The sequence below is a fragment of the Paraburkholderia mimosarum LMG 23256 = NBRC 106338 genome, from assembly GCF_000739815.1.
GTDB classification, from domain to species: Bacteria; Pseudomonadota; Gammaproteobacteria; order Burkholderiales; family Burkholderiaceae; genus Paraburkholderia; species Paraburkholderia mimosarum.
On the sequence record NZ_BBJJ01000007.1, the window covers coordinates 1 to 15,840 of the forward strand.

Here is a 15,840-nt window from a genome sequence, read left to right on the forward strand (position 1 = left end):
TGCTTGAAGTGACTGCCGGGGCGGCCGCTTGCGGTCCGTCCCGGCGCTGCGGCGCACGCCAAAGAAACCGGCGGATGTGACCGGTAACGAGCGGTGCGGACAGAGGCAGCGGGAAGGAGCGAGGCCGGGGGCGCCGAATGGCGTAGCCGGAAAACGATAACGGAGTGTGGTTTATGTCAGAGCGTATTGCGTACGTAACGGGCGGGATGGGCGGCATTGGAACGGGCATCTGCCAGCGCCTCGCCAAGCAGGGTTTCACGGTTGTCGCCGGCTGCGGCCCCAATTCGCCGCGCCGCACGAAGTGGCTGGAAGACCAGAAGGCACTCGGCTTCGACTTCGTGGCCTCGGAAGGCAACGTGGGCGACTGGGATTCGACGCGTCAGGCGTTCGACAAGGTGAAGGCCGACGTCGGTGAAATCGACGTCCTGGTCAACAATGCGGGCATTACGCGCGACGTGGTGTTCCGCAAGATGACGCGCGAAGACTGGACGGCCGTGATCGACACCAATCTCACGAGCCTCTTCAACGTCACGAAGCAGGTGATCGACGGCATGGTCGAGCGCGGCTGGGGGCGCATCATCAATATCTCGTCGGTGAACGGCCAGAAGGGCCAGTTCGGGCAGACCAACTATTCCACGGCCAAGGCGGGTATTCACGGCTTCACGATGGCGCTGGCCCAGGAAGTGGCGACCAAGGGGGTGACGGTCAACACCGTCTCGCCGGGCTATATCGGCACGGACATGGTGAAGTCGATCCGTCCCGACGTACTGGAAAAGATCGTCGCGACGATTCCCGTGCGCCGCCTCGGTGCGCCCGAGGAAATCGCGTCGATCGTGGCGTGGCTCGCATCCGACGAGTCAGGCTTTGCAACCGGTGCTGACTTCTCGCTGAATGGCGGGTTGCACATGGGCTGATTCCGGCGCGGCGCGTCTGCAAGGGGGCGTGCAACGCAGGGATCGAGGACGGCAGCGGGCCGGTTTGCTAACCGAAACAGGCCACGCTTGACGGGCAGACCAGCGCGCGACGGCAACGGCCGCCGCGCGTTGGCGCTAACAAGGGCGACACATGACGACTACAAAGAAGACCGCCGAACGTCTCATCAAGAAATATCCGAATCGTCGGCTGTACGACACGGAGACGAGCACATACATCACGTTGACGGACGTGAAGCAACTCGTGCTGGATCAGGAGGAATTCAAGGTCATCGACGCGAAGAGCAACGAGGATCTGACGCGCAGCATCCTGCTGCAGATCATCCTGGAGGAAGAGAGCGGCGGCCTGCCGATGTTCTCGTCGTCGATGCTTTCGCAGATCATCCGCTTCTACGGTCATGCGATGCAGGGCATGATGGGCACCTACCTGGAAAAGAATATCCAGGCGTTCATCGACATCCAGAACAAGCTCGCCGATCAGTCGAAGAGCCTTTACGAAGGCAACGCGATGAATCCCGAGGTCTGGTCGCAGTTCATGAACATGCAGGCGCCCATGATGCAGGGCATGATGACGAGCTACATCGAACAGTCGAAGAACATGTTCGTGCAGATGCAGGAGCAGATGCAGAACCAGGCGAAGAACATGTTCAGCAGCTTTCCGTTCAAGCCGGTGACACCCGGTGGCGCGACGGCGCCGGCGCAGGGCGCGCCCGAGGGCGGCGAAGAAGAGAAGAAGTAAGGAGCGCGCGGCTGGCAGCGCGCCGCGCCATCGATCCCGGATCGCGCGTGCCTGCTGTCGACGGAAGGCCACGTCTCCTGGCGCCGTCGTAGCGGGCCTTTTCGGTCGCGGAATGTCGCGTAAGGCCTCGGGGAGCGCGGCCGCCGCTTGCAGCAGCGTTTGCGCGGCGCCGGCCGGCTGGCGCTTGGCCTGTCCCAGTCCTGCCGCGTGCGTGCAAAGACGCCTTGGCGCTGCTGCGAAGTCGCTTTTCGAGAAATCTTCGCTCGCGCACGCCCGCGCCGCAGCCTGGGCTTGCTTTGCCCTGGCGGCAAGGGGAGATCCGGACCGATAGCCCATCCGACCCTGACGGCTTCGGACGCGGGCTTTCCATTGTGCGCAGCATGATGCGCCAAACGGGTAAAATGGCGGATTGGCTTGAACTCGCGCCGCGCTTCCTTCGCCCTGCGCGCCCTATCCGGACGTACACGTGAAAAACCCTGCTGAATCAACGACCTCCCGAAATTCTGCTCCGCGCGTCGGGATGGTTTCCCTTGGCTGCCCGAAGGCGCTTGTCGACTCCGAGCAGATCATCACCCAGCTGCGCGCCGAGGGTTATGAAATCTCCGGTTCGTACGACGGTGCGGATCTCGTGGTCGTCAACACCTGCGGCTTCATCGACGAGGCCGTGCAGGAAAGTCTCGACGCCATCGGCGAGGCGCTCTCCGAGAACGGCAAGGTGATCGTGACCGGCTGCCTCGGCAAGAAGGCGAGCGCGAGCGGCTCGAACCTGATCGAGGAAGTGCACCCGAAGGTGCTCGCCGTGACCGGCCCGCATGCCGTCGGCGAAGTGATGCAGGCGGTCCATAGCCATCTGCCCAAACCGCACGATCCCTTCGTCGATCTCGTGCCCGCCGCGGGCATCAAGCTCACGCCGCGCCACTACGCATACCTGAAGATATCCGAAGGCTGCAACCACCGCTGCACGTTTTGCATCATTCCGTCGATGCGCGGCGATCTCGTGTCGCGTCCGGTTGCCGAGGTCATGCTCGAAGCGGAAAACCTCTTCAAGTCCGGCGTGAAGGAACTGCTCGTGATCTCGCAGGACACGAGCGCCTACGGCGTCGACGTGAAGTACCGCACCGGTTTCTGGAACGGCAAGCCGATCAAGACCCGCATGACGGATCTCGTCGCCGCGCTGGGCGAGTTGGCCGCGCAATACGGCGCCTGGGTGCGCCTGCACTACGTCTATCCGTATCCGAGCGTCGACGAAGTCATTCCGATGATGGCTGAAGGCCCGTTCAAAGGCCACGTGCTGCCGTATCTCGACGTGCCTTTCCAGCACGCGCATCCGGAAGTGCTCAAGCGCATGAAGCGCCCCGCGAATGCGGAGAAGGTCATGGAGCGCGTGAAGGCGTGGCGCGAGATTTGCCCCGATCTGACGATCCGCAGCACGTTCATCGCGGGCTTCCCGGGCGAGACCGAAGAGCAGTTCGAAACGCTGCTCGACTTCATCCGCGAGGCGGAACTCGACCGCGTGGGCTGCTTTGCCTATTCGCCGGTCGAAGGCGCAACGGCGAACGAGCTCGACGGCGCGCTGCCCGACGAGGTGCGCGAGGAGCGCCGCGCGCGCTTCATGGAAGTGGCGGAGCAGGTGTCGGCGAAGCGCATTCAGCGCAAGGTCGGCAAGACACTCAAGGTGCTGATCGACGAAGTCAACGCCGATGGCGGGATTGGCCGCACCGCGGCAGACGCACCCGAAATCGACGGCGTGGTCTACGTCGCGCCCGCAACCAAAGCGTCGAAGCGCTACAAGGTCGGCGACTTCGTTTCGGTGAAGATCACCGGCGCGGATGGCCACGACCTTTGGGGCGAGGTCTGACTGGCATGGCGGGCGCGTCTGCGCAAGTCCTCGCCTACGGCGAGGCCATGATCGAGTTCAACCAGGCGTCGAAAGACCGCCCGGAGTATCTGCAAGGCTTTGGCGGCGACACGTCGAACTTCGCCATTGCAGCGGCGCGCCAGGGGGCGCGTACAGGCTTCGTCTCCGCTGTCGGCGACGATCACTTCGGACGCCTGCTCATCGATCTGTGGACGCGCGAGGGCGTCGACACGTCGACGGTGCGCGTCGACGCCGCCGCACCCACGGGCGTCTACTTCGTCTCGCATGGTCCGAACGGCCACGCCTTCGAGTATTTGCGCAAGGGCTCGGCCGCCAGCCGCTACGCGCCGGGAGATCTGCCGCTCGACGTCATTGCGGCTGCCCGCGTGCTGCATCTTTCCGGCATCAGCGTGGCGATCAGTGACAGCGCGTGCGACGCCGCGCTCTGCGCCATCGAGCATGCGCGCGCGAACGGCGTGCGCGTGAGCTTCGACACCAACCTGCGCCTGAAACTCTGGCCGCTCGCGCGAGCGCGCGCGGTGATGAACGAGGTGCTGCGCATGACCGACGTCTGCCTGCCAAGCTGGGACGACGTAGCGGTGCTCACGGGCCTCGACGACCGCGACGCGATCGTCGACCTCCTGCTCGCGCGCGGCGCACGCGTGGTCGCACTCAAGCTCGGCAAGGACGGCGCCTACGTCGCCACGCCCGAAGAGCGGCGCCTCGTGCCCGGTTGCGCGGTCGCCGCCGTGGACGCGACAGGCGCGGGCGACTGCTTTGGCGGCGCGTTTGTCGCGCGGCTGGCAGCCGGCGACGATCCCTTCGTCGCCGCGTGCTATGCGAATGCGGCGGCGGCGCTTTCGACCCTGGGCTATGGCGCCGTGGCGCCGATCCCGCGTCGCGAGGACGTCGAGCGACTGCTGGCCAGTCAATCGCGCTAGCCGGGCACACGCATCGATCGGGCGAAGCGCGCGAGACCTATCAATTCACCTGGACAGGAAGACGAGGAGACAGATGATGGAACGCGAAGTAGTGGTGGCAAGCGGTGTGCGCACGGCGATCGGCGACTTCGGCGGCAGCCTGAAGGACTTCTCGCCGACTGATCTCGGCGCGCGCGTGGTGCGCGAAGTGCTCTCGCGCGCGAACGTGGAAGGCGAGGCGGTGGGTCACGTGGTGTTCGGCAACGTCGTGCACACCGAACCCAAGGACATGTACCTTGCGCGCGTGGCTGCGATCAACGGCGGCGTCGCGCAGCACGCGCCCGCGCTGACCGTGAACCGGCTGTGCGGCTCGGGCCTCCAGGCGATCGTCTCGGCCGCGCAAACGATTCTGCTCGGCGACGCCGACATCGCAATCGGCGGGGGCGCGGAAAACATGAGCCGCGCGCCGTACTCGATGCCGGCCGCCCGGTTTGGCCAGCGCATGGGCGACGCGCAACTCGTCGACATGATGATCGGCGCGCTGCACGACCCGTTCCAGGCGATCCACATGGGCGTGACGGCGGAGAACGTCGCGAAGAAGTTCGGCATCACGCGCGAGGCGCAGGACGCGCTCGCGCTCGAATCGCACCGCCGCGCCGAGCGCGCACTCGCCGAAGGCCGGTTCAAGGATCAGATCCTGCCGATTTCGAGCAAGTCGAAGAAGGGCGAGGTGATCTTCGACGCGGACGAGCACGTGCGCCACGGCGCCACGCTCGAAGATTTCAGCAAGCTCAAGCCCGTTTTCGCGAAGGAAAACGGCACCGTGACGGCGGGCAATGCCTCGGGCATCAACGACGCCGCCGCCGCGGTGCTGCTGATGAGCGCCGACGCCGCTCGCGCGCGCGGCGTGAAACCGCTCGCACGCCTCGTTTCGTACGCGCATGCGGGCGTCGATCCGGCCTACATGGGCATCGGCCCGGTGCCGGCTACGCAGAAGGCGCTCGAGCGCGCCGGCCTGAAAGTCGGCGACCTCGACGTGATCGAGGCCAATGAAGCGTTCGCGGCCCAGGCCTGTGCGGTTTCGCAGGAGCTCGGGCTCGATCCCGCCAAGGTGAATCCGAACGGATCGGGCATCTCGCTTGGCCACCCCATTGGCGCGACGGGCGCACTCATCACCGTGAAGGCGCTTTATGAACTGCACCGCATTGGCGGACGCTATGCGCTCGTGACGATGTGCATCGGCGGCGGCCAGGGCATTGCGGCCATTTTCGAGCGTATCTGAAGGTCGGCTCGCCCGATTCGCCGTGCAAGTAAAGGAAGGACTCAGATGAAAGTTGTGACCCAGCGGCCGCTGCGTGCGGCCGTCCGGTGCGGCGCTGGCCGGCACGCGTGTGGCTGGATCGTGGCCGCTGCGGCGGTGGCCATGGCGCTGGCCGTGCCGCTTGCTTCTCGCGCGCAGGACGCAAGCGCGACGCAGCAGGTGAAATCGACGCTCAGGCCGAGCCCCGAGTTCGCAAAATTGCCGCAATACGTGGGCACGCTGGGCAAGCGCCAGATCGTCATGCGAATCGGCGCCAGGGCTGGCGATGACGACCCGACCGGGGTGCACGGCGAGTACCAGTACACGGATACGGGAGAGGTTAGCCTGATCGCCGGCGACCGCGACGGCGCCACACTGGAAGCCGAGGACTCGAACGACGGCACGCATATCGCTGGCAACTGGGTCGGCACGTTCGCCGAGGACGGGTCGCTCTCGGGCGAGCGCATGGATCCCGACGATTCGGACCCCGTGCCGTTCGACCTGAAACCGCTTGCGCCGGGCGCAGCGGCTCCGGCCGTTTCGACTCGCGTAACCGGCGCAACCCGCGCGGCCACGACAGCACCGGCATCCGCATCGACCGGCGCGCATGCCGTGAACGGCGTGGGCAATCTCGTCACCGGGCAATAAGCGCCACCGCGGGTGTTAATCTTCGGTATGCGACGTTGCGCGCGCGAGCTGCCAGCCTGCGCGCCGCAAGGTCGCCGCGCCTCAACCGTCTCCTCTCCGACATGAAAAAATCCGACTCCAGCCGCGCGTTGCAGACGCGCATCGTCCACCCGCAAGACGATCTCACGCCCGGTTTCGAATCGTTTGCCGCGCCCGTCACGCGGGCGTCGACCGTGGTGTTCCCCGACCTCGCTTCGGTGCGCGCGCTCGACTGGCGCAACGATGCGCAATGGCGCTACGGCCTGCACGCCACGCCTACCTCGGCGATGCTCCAGAAGCGCATCGCCGAGATCGAAGGCGGCGAGCATGCGCTGTTGCAGCCGTCGGGTCTCTCGGCGATCTCGAACGTCTACTTCGGACTGCTCAAGTCCGGCGACGATGTATTGATTCCCGATAACGTCTATTCGCCCAATCGCGATCACGGCGACTGGCTCGCCCGCGACTTCGGCCTCACGGCGCGCTACTACGATCCGATGATCGGCGCGGGTATCGCCGATCTGATCCAGCCGAACACGAGGCTGATCTGGCTCGAAGCGCCCGGCTCGGTCACGATGGAAGTGCCCGACGTGCGCGCGATCACGGCGGCGGCGCGCGCGCGCAACGTCATCACGGCCATCGACAATACGTGGTCGGCGGGTCTCGCGTTCAAGCCGTTCGAGCATGGCATCGACATTTCGGTGCAGGCGCTCACCAAGTATCAGTCGGGTGGCAGCGACGTGCTGATGGGCGCGACCATCACCACCGACCGCGATCTGTACCTGAAGCTCAAGGCCGCGCGCATGCGGCTTGGCATTGGCGTATCGGTCGACGACTGCTCGCTCGTGCTGCGCGCGCTGCCGAGCATGAAGGCGCGTTTCGAGGCCCACGACCGCACGGCGCTTGCGCTTGCTGGCTGGCTCAAGACGCGTCCGGAAATCGCGGCAATGCTGCATCCCGCGTTCGAAGACTGCCCGGGTCACGCATTCTACAAACGCGATTTCACGGGCGCGGGCGGTCTCTTTTCCGTGGTGTTCGACGAACGCTACAGCGCCACGCAAATCGATACGTTCTGCGAGTCGCTCGAACTCTTTGCGCTGGGCTGGAGCTGGGGCGGGGCGCATAGTCTCGCCATGCCATACGATGTCGGTTCGATGCGCACGGCTGCGAGCTGGCCGCATCGCGGCACTTTGGTGCGCTTCTACATCGGTCTCGAAGAGGAAGCGGATTTGCGCGCGGATATCGAGCAGGCGCTCGCGAAGCTCGCGGAAAAAGCAAGTACCCCTGAATAAGCCGCTCGAGGCAGCAACGGCCGCTCACGTCTACAGCGACACGAGCGGCCGTTGTGTTTGTGGCCGCACCGAAGACAGAATCAGAAAAGACGCAGCAGTCCGTCGAGCCCGACGAAATTGAACGCGACGCTCGCCGCCTCGCGCACCACCGGCTTAGCCCGGAATGCGACCGACAAGCCCGCCGAGCCCATCATCTTCAGGTCGTTGGATCCGTCGCCGATCGCGATCGCGCGGCGCGGCTCGATGCCGATCTGCGCGCAGGTTTCGGCGAGGGTGCGCGCCTTCACGTCGGCATTGACGATCTCGCCAATGACCCGGCCCGTGAGCTTGCCGTCGACGATTTCGAGCGTGTTCGCGCGCGTGTAGTCGAGCCCGAGCCTCGCCTTGAGGCGCTCGGTGAAGAACGTGAAGCCGCCCGAGACGAGCAGCGTCTTCAGACCCTCGGCTTTCGCGCCCGCGAGCATCTGTTCCGCGCCCGGCGAGAGCTGCAGGCGCTCTTCATACACGCGCTCCAGCGCGCCTGCGTCGAGCCCCTCGAGGAGGGCTACGCGGCGCGTGAGGCTTTCGTTGAAGTCCTTGATCTCGCCGCGCATCGACGCTTCGGTAATCGCCGCGACTTCGGCCTTCAGGCCGCAGAAGTCCGCGATTTCGTCGATGCATTCGATCGTGATGAGCGTCGAGTCCATATCCATCGCCACGAGGCCGAAATCGGCGAGCGCGCGGCCGGCTTCGACAAACGCGTAGTCGAGCTGGTGCGTGCCGCAGTAGACCTCGAGGTCGGCGCGCTGGGCCGGCTCGGCGTTCTCGATCTGAACCGCGTGGGCGTCGATCGGCGTGAGGCTGCTGCCACGGGCGAGGCCGAGGAGCGGCTTGTGATGGACGGTATCGAGCGGGGCGGGACTCTGGATGACGAGGTTCATGGCTGGGCTGGCAAGGCCCCTGCGCGGCGACGTCGGGGCAATGGATAAAAAGGGTTGTCGCACGCGAAGGGGCTACGGCGCGGGCGGCAAAGCTAAACATTGTAACTTCCCGCGGCCTGCCGCGGGCCCCATGCCCGATGCACAGCGTGTCCAGACTCACGTGATATTTCCCTGTTTCTCTGGGGGGCGCCCGCTCAAACCTTGCAGCGACGAAAGCGCCCATTCGATGCACAATGAAAGCTCGTGCGGCGATCGACGGGGCCGGCCGCCACGCGCTGTCAACCGAACGTGTCGCGACTCGCGTCGCGCGATGCGTCATGCGCCAGGTGCGCCAGGGGAACCGGTATGCAGGACGCTCCGAAAGCCCTAACGAAGACATCCGCCCGAACGCCGCGCGGCGAGCGGGCCCCGAAATCGGACGCCGCCGCGCCGGCAACGACTGCCGCGTCCATGCACCGCTCGCCTCGCGCCGCGCGGCGCCGACGCGACGACTCAGCCGAATGCGAGATCGACGGCATACGCATCACGAGTGCAAGGCGCATCGTCGATGCGGACAGCGGCACCCACAAGCTCGAACTCGTGCGCTACTACGAGCGCGCCGCTCGCTGGATCCTGCCGCATCTGCACGAGCGCCCCGTGTCGCTGGTGCGCGCGCCTCGGGGACTTGCCGGCGAGATGTTTTTCCAGCGCCACAAAGGCCGTGCGCCGCTGCCCGAAGTCACCGAACACGAAGGGCTCGACCCGGGCCATCCGCCGCTGGTCACGATCGATACGGCGAGAGCGCTGGTGAGCGCCGCCCAGATGGACGTCATCGAGCTGCACACCTGGAACGCCCGCATCACCGACATCGAGCGGCCCGACCGCGTAGTGTTCGACCTTGACCCCGATTCCGCGCTCGGCTGGGACCGCATGATCGAGGCGGCATTGCGCACGCGCGCGTTGCTCGCGGAACTCGGGCTCGAATCGTTCTGCAAGACGAGCGGCGGCAAGGGCCTGCACATCGTCGTGCCGCTCACGCCCGAGGCGGGCTGGGACGACGTCAAGGCGTTCGCGCGCGCGGCCGCGCAGCATCTGGCCGCAGTGTGGCCCACGCAGCTCACGGCCACGATGGGCCCGGAGCACCGCAGGAAGAAGATCTTCGTGGACTACCTGCGCAATGCGCGCGGCGCGAGCACGGCGCTCGCATACGGCGTACGTGCCCGGCCAGGGTTGGGCGTGTCCGTGCCGATCGGCTGGGACGAACTCGAACGGACGACGGGCGGCGCGCAATGGACGCTCGCGACGATGAATGCGCGCTTTGCCGATATCGAGCACGCCGATCCCTGGGCGGGCTACGGCCACGTGCGACAACGGGTGACCGCTGAGATGACGCTCGGTCTCGAAACGGGCGGGAAGTAGCGGGGGATGCGCGCCATGGCGCGCTTCGCGCGGAGGCGCCACGGAACTGCGTGGCAGGTATCCCTCGCAGAACGCGGCCACGCAACGGGAGCAGGACAGTCGAAGCCCGGCGCGTGCGCTTGCGCCATTGGGCGGCGAGCAAATCGCTGCCGAAGACAAGCGGGATAAAACCTGGTCCGTTCGATGCATGCGCTCGGCGCAAGGCATCGCGCGGCGCGCTAGACTAGGTAACAGATCATCCGCCGCACGAGAGCGGAGCGCCGTACCGGCCATCGCGGCTTGCCGCGGTCGTTGCGTACGCCGCGATTCGCTCGCGGGCCCGGCCGTTCCCGCCAGGAGGTGACGCATGCCTTGCCGCAGCTCCCGCCATACTCACCGCCACCGCGCGGTGCTCTTGCAGTTCGTCCTTGCCGTTTCCGGTGTGATCGCGCTGCCTGCGCTTGCGGCGACGCCGATCACGGTCACCTCGAAAGCCGCAACCGACGGACCGATCCGCTACACCGTGCGGGTCGCGTCCAAACAGTTCGGTAACGCCCAGGAGACGCGCACGCTACGCTCCGGCGACACGGACGATTTCACCTGGCGGACCACGCCGCCGGGCGGTGCGGTCGCGACCCCGCAAGGCTGTCCGGACTACGCCACGCTGCCGCTCGATGCGAACGGCGCAATGGTGCGGCAAACCCAGCTGCGGCTCGCCCCGATCGTGGCGAGCAACGGTATCGCCACCGTGCAGGTGAGCTTCCGGGCCCAGGCGCCGCACGGCACGCAGTCGGTGTCGAGCAACGGCGCGCAGCTGACGTGCCCCGCCGTCGTGGCGCATAGCGAGGTCGCCCATCTCACGATGCCGACCAACGGCACGGCGAAGACGCTCACGCTCAGCGACGGCACGCAGATCACGATCTCGGCGCAGCGCTAGGAACCCCATGCCGTATGTGCAACCGGTGGCACGCAGCGCCGCCGCAATTGCTCATCCGCGTGACTTGCGCTCGACCAGTCGCGCAACGAGGAAGCGATGCTCCGGCGAGAACAGCCGCCGGTACGCGAGCAGCACCGCGCCCACCGTGCCAAGCGCCGACGAAGCCGCGATCAGGAACATGATCACGATCTGGTAGCGCACCGCCTGAAGCGGCGATTGCCCCGCCAGCACCTGGCCCGTCATCATGCCGGGGAGGCTCACCACGCCGACCACGGCCATCTGGTTGAGCGTCGGGATCATGCCGGCGCGCACCGCCTCCCGGGCGCTCGCCTGAGCGGCTTCCCAGCGTGTCGCCCCCAGCGCCAGCGCGCTTTCGACGCGATCGCGCCGCGCTGTCAGCTCCTGCATCATGCGCTCCACGCCGAGCGACACGCCCGTCAACGTGTTGCCGAGAATCATGCCGAGGATCGGAATCGCGTATTGCGGCTCGTACCACGGCCGGATCCGGATCACCACGAACAGCCCGACCGCCGCCACGAGCCACGCGCTCACCCAGATCGAAACGATGCTGTCCGCGCGCTGTCCCCCGTACGTGCGCGCGCCGCGCTGCGCGCCCGCGAAGCCGGCGATCAACGTCATCAGCGCCATGAGCGGTAGCACGACGTACCAGCGGTTGAACGCGAACACCCAGCCGAGCACATAGCCGATCGCGAGCAGTTGAACGACGGTGCGCACAGCCGCCCACGCCAGCTTGCGCTCCAGATCGAGCTTGAGCAGCACGGAGACCGCCCCGTTGACGAACACGAGCAGCGCCGCAATGGCGACGTCGCGGATGCCGAGGTTTTGCAGTACGCCGGGGCTCATTGTGCAGCGCCCTCGATGAATGGCGCGCGGGCGGCGGGCTCTTCGAGCACGCCGGCGCGCATCGTCAGATGCCGGGCGCCCACGCGCGACGCCTGCCCCGGATCGTGCGATACCCAGACAGTGGCCCGCGCGGTGCGCGCCTGTTCGAACCAGCCGGTGACGAGGGCCTCGACGGCGCGTGCGGACTCGGGGTCGAGCGAGGCGGTCGGTTCGTCGAGCAGGAGCGCCTCGGGATCGAGCTGCAGGACGCGCACGAGGGCGACGATTTGCGCTTCGCCGCCTGATAGCTCGGCGGTGTTGCGCGCGAGGAAATAGCTGGCGCGGCCGGCGGCGTCGAAGAGCGCGCTGGCGCGCGCGGCGTCGAATCGCTCGTTGCGGTAGGCCGCGAGCGTGTACGGGTAGCGCAGGTTGTCCTCGACGCTGCCATCGAGCAGTGCGGGCCGCTGCCGCAGATACGCGATATGGCGCCGATAGTGGACAATGCGTGCGCGCGTGACAGGCTCGCCATGCCAGCGCACCTCACCGCCGTCGATCGGGTCGAGCAGCGCCAGCGCTCGCAGGAAGACGCTCTTGCCCGAGCCCGACGGCCCGGTCAGCACGGCACGCTCGCCTGCGCGCAGCGCGAAATCGGTGGCATGCAGCAGCCACTGGCCGCGTTGCGCGTCGCGCCGGGCAATGCGGTGTGCTTCGACGAGCGCCGCGCCTCTGGCGCCGGGTGGGGAAAGTTGACTGTGCTTGAGCATCGAAAGATTGCGGGGAAGATCGCATGCCCGCCACGAAAGGCAGTCAGGCGCCGGCAACCGGGCACGCTGACTGCTCCTGCGGGATTGCAATATGGCAGGAAAAACAACAACGCATAACGTGGAGCCCGCATGACGTCACCGCAGCCCCAAGCCTTCAGCCACGGCCGCACGCTCGCCAGGATCATCGCATGGCTCGTCGCGGTTGTCGTCGTGCTGGTCGCCTTGGTGGCCGTCTTCATCGTGATGTTCGACTGGAACCACGCGAAGCCCTACGTGAATGAGAAGGTGAGCGAGGCCATTGGGCGGCCGTTCGCAATCGAAGGCGACATCAAGGTGGGCTGGCATAGGCCGCCCGGCCAGACGGGCTGGCGCGCCTGGGTGCCGTGGCCGCGCTTTTCCGCGACGCAGGTCGAGATCGCCAATCCGGACTGGACCCGGTCCCCGCATTTCGCCACGCTCGACGAGATCGACTTCGAGGTGGCCGTGCTGCCACTGCTCGCGCACCACATCGTGATCCCGGTGATCAATCTGGTGAATCCGGCCATCGACGTCGAGCGCCTTGCAGACGGGCGCAATAACTGGACCTTCAAACTACCGGCATCGAACGGGCCTTCGAGCTGGCGTCTCGAGCTACATGACATCACGTTTTCGTCAGGCAATGTCACCGTGAGCGACCAGCAGACGAAAACCGACGTCAAAATCGCGGTGAGCCTGCTCGGCCATGGCATCCCGATCGGCAAGGTGATCGAGGAACAGGCAGCGGCGTCGCGCCGGGGTTCCGCCCAGGTGGTCGGGCGCGCTGGCGCAAACCGGCTCACGCACCAGTTGCGCAAAGAGCACGCTTCCGAGGCGGCTGCCGCCAGCGAGGCGAGCGCAGCCAGCGAGGCGAGCGCAGCCAGCAAGGCCAGCAAGGCGAGCGCAGCCAGCGAGGCGAGTGCAGCCAGTGAGGCCAGTGCAGCCAGCAAGGCGAGCGAAGCCAGTGAGCCCAGTGCAGCCAGCAACGCGAGCGGTGCCAGCGGCGCCACCTCTGGGCAGCTTCCCGTCAAACAGCCGTTTTACGCGATCGGCTGGTCGATCAAGGGAACGTACAACACGACGCCGCTCTCGGGCGATGGCAAGCTCGGTGGCGTGCTCGCGCTGCAGGACGCGAAGCGCCCGTTCCCGATCCAGGCCGACGTGCGCGCGGGCGACATGCATATCGCGCTCGTCGGCACGCTCACCGACCCCATGCATCTGGCCGCCGTGGATCTGCGCCTGTGGCTGCAGGGCCAAAGCATGGCGCATCTGTACGACCTCACTGGCGTGACTCTGCCCGAAACGCCGCCCTATGCCACGGAAGGCCGCTTTGTCGGGAATTTCCAGCGCGGCGCGAGCGTATTCCATTACGAGAACTTCACAGGCCGCGTGGGCGGCAGCGATCTGAACGGCACCGTGGTCTATCGGCAGCGCCCGTCACGGCCGCTGCTCACGGGCGAAGTGGTTTCGAATCTGCTGCAGTTCTCGGACCTCGCGCCGTTGATTGGCGCGGACAGCAAGGCGAGCAAGGCGAAGCGCGGCGCCCGGGTCGCGCAGCCGGCCGACCGCGTGATTCCGGTCGAGCCGTTCCGCACCGATCGCTGGACCGCCATCGATGCCGACGTCAAGTTCACGGGGCGGCGCATCGTCAAGCAGGGCAGCCTGCCTGTCCGGGATCTCTACGCGCACGTCACGTTGACCGATGGCGTGCTCGTGCTCGATCCGCTGCGGTTCGGCGTGGCGGGCGGCACGCTCGGCACGCGCGCCTCGCTCGACGGCGGCAGCAAGCCGCTCAAGGCGCGGGGCACGCTCGAGGCGCGCCATCTGAAGCTCAAGGAACTGTTCCCGAACTTCAAGTCGATGGAGTCGGCGCTCGGGGAAATCAACGGCGATGCGTCGCTCTCCGCGACCGGCAACTCGCCCGCCGCGATCGCCGCGACGTCGAACGGCGAGGTGAAACTGCTCGTCACGCAGGGCACGATCAGCCGCCTGCTCATGGAGGCGGCGGGCCTGAACGTGGCGAACGTGGTCTACGAGAAGCTGTTCGGCACGCGCGACGTGAAGATCAACTGTGCGGCCGCCGACTTCGTCGCCACCAACGGCGTGCTGGATCCGCACGTGTTCGCGCTCGACACTACCGACGCCGTGATCGACCTCGACGGCCCGGTCGACCTGCGCGACGAGTCGGTGGACATGAAGGTGCACCCGCATACCAAGGGCTTTCGCGTCTTCACGTTGCGCTCGCCGCTCTACGTGAAGGGGACTTTCAAGAACCCGCGCGTGGGCGTGGATGCGGCCGCGCTCGCGCTGCGCGGGGGCGCCATGGTCGGCCTCGGGCTCATCAACCCGTTCGCCGCGCTGATTCCGCTGATCGCGCCGAGCAACAACAAGCCGCTGCCGTGCGACGCGCTGTTCGCGCAGATGAGCCAGCACCCGGTGGCGCCGCCGCCGGGCCAGAAGAAGCTCGCGCCGCCGAAGCCCGTTGCCGGTGCAGCGGGCGCTAGCGGCGCAGCCGCCACCGACAAGGGCCCGAAAACGGGCACGACGAGGCGGGACGCGCCGTCATCGAATAACCAGCAGGGGCAAGAACCGCTCTATAAGGGAAGCTGATACGGGAAGAGGATGCGAAAAACCGCTGCGCCGGGGAATCGACCCGTTGCAGCGGTGCAGTGGTTTGCCCGGGAAAGCGCGGCCTGGCGCGCGACGGCAAACCAGGCGACTAACCAGGCGACTATAGGCAATTACAGCCAGCTACAGGCAACTACAGGCAACTAACGCAAGGACCGCGGCGCCGTGTCGCCGGCGGCATCCTGGCGGCGCGTGACCCGCCGCGTGCTCATGGTCGAACGCGCTGCGCCGAACTCGGGCAGAACGCGTCCGCGCGCGCGGCTCGCGAAGACGAGAAAGCCGAAGCCGTCTGCCTCATACCAGTAACCGCCGTTCTCGAGGCCCTCGATCGGCTGCTCCAGTGCGTGTGCAATCGATTCGATGCAGCGCTTGCGCAGTTCGCTCGTGCCGGGATACGGGGGCTGCGCACCGCGCACGCTGCACAGGAGCACGTCGAGCCCCGGCAGGACATGCGCGTAGAGCACGGGCTCGTCCTGCGCGCGCGCACGCGCGATCTTGGTATCGAGTTGGCCGAACGGTTTGAAATGACTCAGCACGGCGAGAAACGACTCGTCGCCATCTGCCTTGACGCGTTTGCGCTTTTTCGGGAAGGACATAAAAATTCGCCTGAAAAAGGTGGATTGCAAAACTCGCAGCGTTCCCATGCGACCAC

General features: G+C 66.6%; 14 protein-coding genes. 10 read left to right on the top strand and 4 right to left on the bottom strand.

The features are described 5' to 3' along the window. The first annotated feature begins 173 nt into the window (after nucleotides 1-173). The 7 genes from BMI01S_RS07630 (at nucleotide 174) to BMI01S_RS07660 (ending at nucleotide 7,704) form a co-directional block, all read left to right on the top strand. Nucleotides 174-914, top strand: a complete 741-nt coding sequence (locus tag BMI01S_RS07630) for a 3-ketoacyl-ACP reductase (RefSeq protein WP_028213057.1) — start codon at nucleotides 174-176, stop codon at nucleotides 912-914. A gap of 151 nt (nucleotides 915-1,065) precedes the next feature. Next, on the top strand, nucleotides 1,066-1,671 hold the full coding sequence (phaR, locus tag BMI01S_RS07635; protein ID WP_028213058.1) for a polyhydroxyalkanoate synthesis repressor PhaR: 606 nt from the start codon (nucleotides 1,066-1,068) through the stop codon (nucleotides 1,669-1,671). Between the two features lie 520 nt (nucleotides 1,672-2,191). Then, complete coding sequence (gene rimO, locus BMI01S_RS07640; protein ID WP_042288814.1) at nucleotides 2,192-3,529, top strand: 30S ribosomal protein S12 methylthiotransferase RimO; 1,338 nt, start codon at nucleotides 2,192-2,194, stop codon at nucleotides 3,527-3,529. A 5-nt stretch (nucleotides 3,530-3,534) separates the two neighbouring features. Then, nucleotides 3,535-4,470 (top strand): sugar kinase, encoded by a 936-nt coding sequence (locus BMI01S_RS07645; RefSeq protein WP_154671300.1) that lies wholly within the window; start codon nucleotides 3,535-3,537, stop codon nucleotides 4,468-4,470. A gap of 73 nt (nucleotides 4,471-4,543) precedes the next feature. Further along, nucleotides 4,544-5,731 (top strand): beta-ketothiolase BktB, encoded by a 1,188-nt coding sequence (bktB, locus tag BMI01S_RS07650; RefSeq protein WP_407669038.1) that lies wholly within the window; start codon nucleotides 4,544-4,546, stop codon nucleotides 5,729-5,731. A gap of 45 nt (nucleotides 5,732-5,776) precedes the next feature. Continuing rightward, a complete protein-coding gene (locus BMI01S_RS07655) occupies nucleotides 5,777-6,397 on the top strand; it encodes a hypothetical protein (RefSeq protein WP_036019722.1) in 621 nt (206 codons plus the stop codon). 101 nt (nucleotides 6,398-6,498) lie between these two features. Beyond that, entirely contained in the window at nucleotides 6,499-7,704 is a 1,206-nt protein-coding gene (locus tag BMI01S_RS07660) for a cystathionine beta-lyase (protein ID WP_028213063.1), read from the top strand. Nucleotides 7,705-7,784: 80 nt separating this feature from the next. Here the strand turns inward: BMI01S_RS07660 and serB are convergent, their stop codons facing one another. Continuing rightward, on the bottom strand, nucleotides 7,785-8,624 hold the full coding sequence (gene serB / locus BMI01S_RS07665; protein WP_028213064.1) for a phosphoserine phosphatase SerB: 840 nt from the start codon (nucleotides 8,622-8,624) through the stop codon (nucleotides 7,785-7,787). Nucleotides 8,625-9,074: 450 nt separating this feature from the next. Between serB and ligD the strand changes: the two genes are divergently transcribed. Beyond that, entirely contained in the window at nucleotides 9,075-10,022 is a 948-nt protein-coding gene (gene ligD, locus BMI01S_RS07670) for a non-homologous end-joining DNA ligase (RefSeq protein WP_051381446.1), read from the top strand. Between the two features lie 346 nt (nucleotides 10,023-10,368). Then, nucleotides 10,369-10,938, top strand: a complete 570-nt coding sequence (locus BMI01S_RS07675; RefSeq protein ID WP_238327951.1) for a DUF6013 family protein — start codon at nucleotides 10,369-10,371, stop codon at nucleotides 10,936-10,938. A gap of 51 nt (nucleotides 10,939-10,989) precedes the next feature. On the opposite strand, the gene BMI01S_RS07680 is transcribed toward BMI01S_RS07675, so the two are convergent. Both BMI01S_RS07680 and BMI01S_RS07685 read right to left on the bottom strand, forming a co-directional pair. After that, nucleotides 10,990-11,802 (bottom strand): ABC transporter permease, encoded by an 813-nt coding sequence (locus BMI01S_RS07680; RefSeq protein ID WP_028213068.1) that lies wholly within the window; start codon nucleotides 11,800-11,802, stop codon nucleotides 10,990-10,992. Next, nucleotides 11,799-12,545, bottom strand: coding sequence for an ABC transporter ATP-binding protein (locus BMI01S_RS07685; protein WP_042288818.1), 747 nt, complete (start codon nucleotides 12,543-12,545; stop codon nucleotides 11,799-11,801). Before BMI01S_RS07685 ends, BMI01S_RS07680 begins: the two co-directional genes overlap by 4 nt. A 129-nt stretch (nucleotides 12,546-12,674) precedes the next feature. Between BMI01S_RS07685 and BMI01S_RS07690 the strand changes: the two genes are divergently transcribed. Further along, complete coding sequence (locus BMI01S_RS07690) at nucleotides 12,675-15,170, top strand: AsmA family protein (RefSeq protein ID WP_042288821.1); 2,496 nt, start codon at nucleotides 12,675-12,677, stop codon at nucleotides 15,168-15,170. Between the two features lie 161 nt (nucleotides 15,171-15,331). Here the strand turns inward: BMI01S_RS07690 and BMI01S_RS07695 are convergent, their stop codons facing one another. Beyond that, on the bottom strand, nucleotides 15,332-15,832 hold the full coding sequence (locus tag BMI01S_RS07695; RefSeq protein WP_028213070.1) for a hypothetical protein: 501 nt from the start codon (nucleotides 15,830-15,832) through the stop codon (nucleotides 15,332-15,334). Between the last annotated feature and the right edge of the window lie 8 nt (nucleotides 15,833-15,840).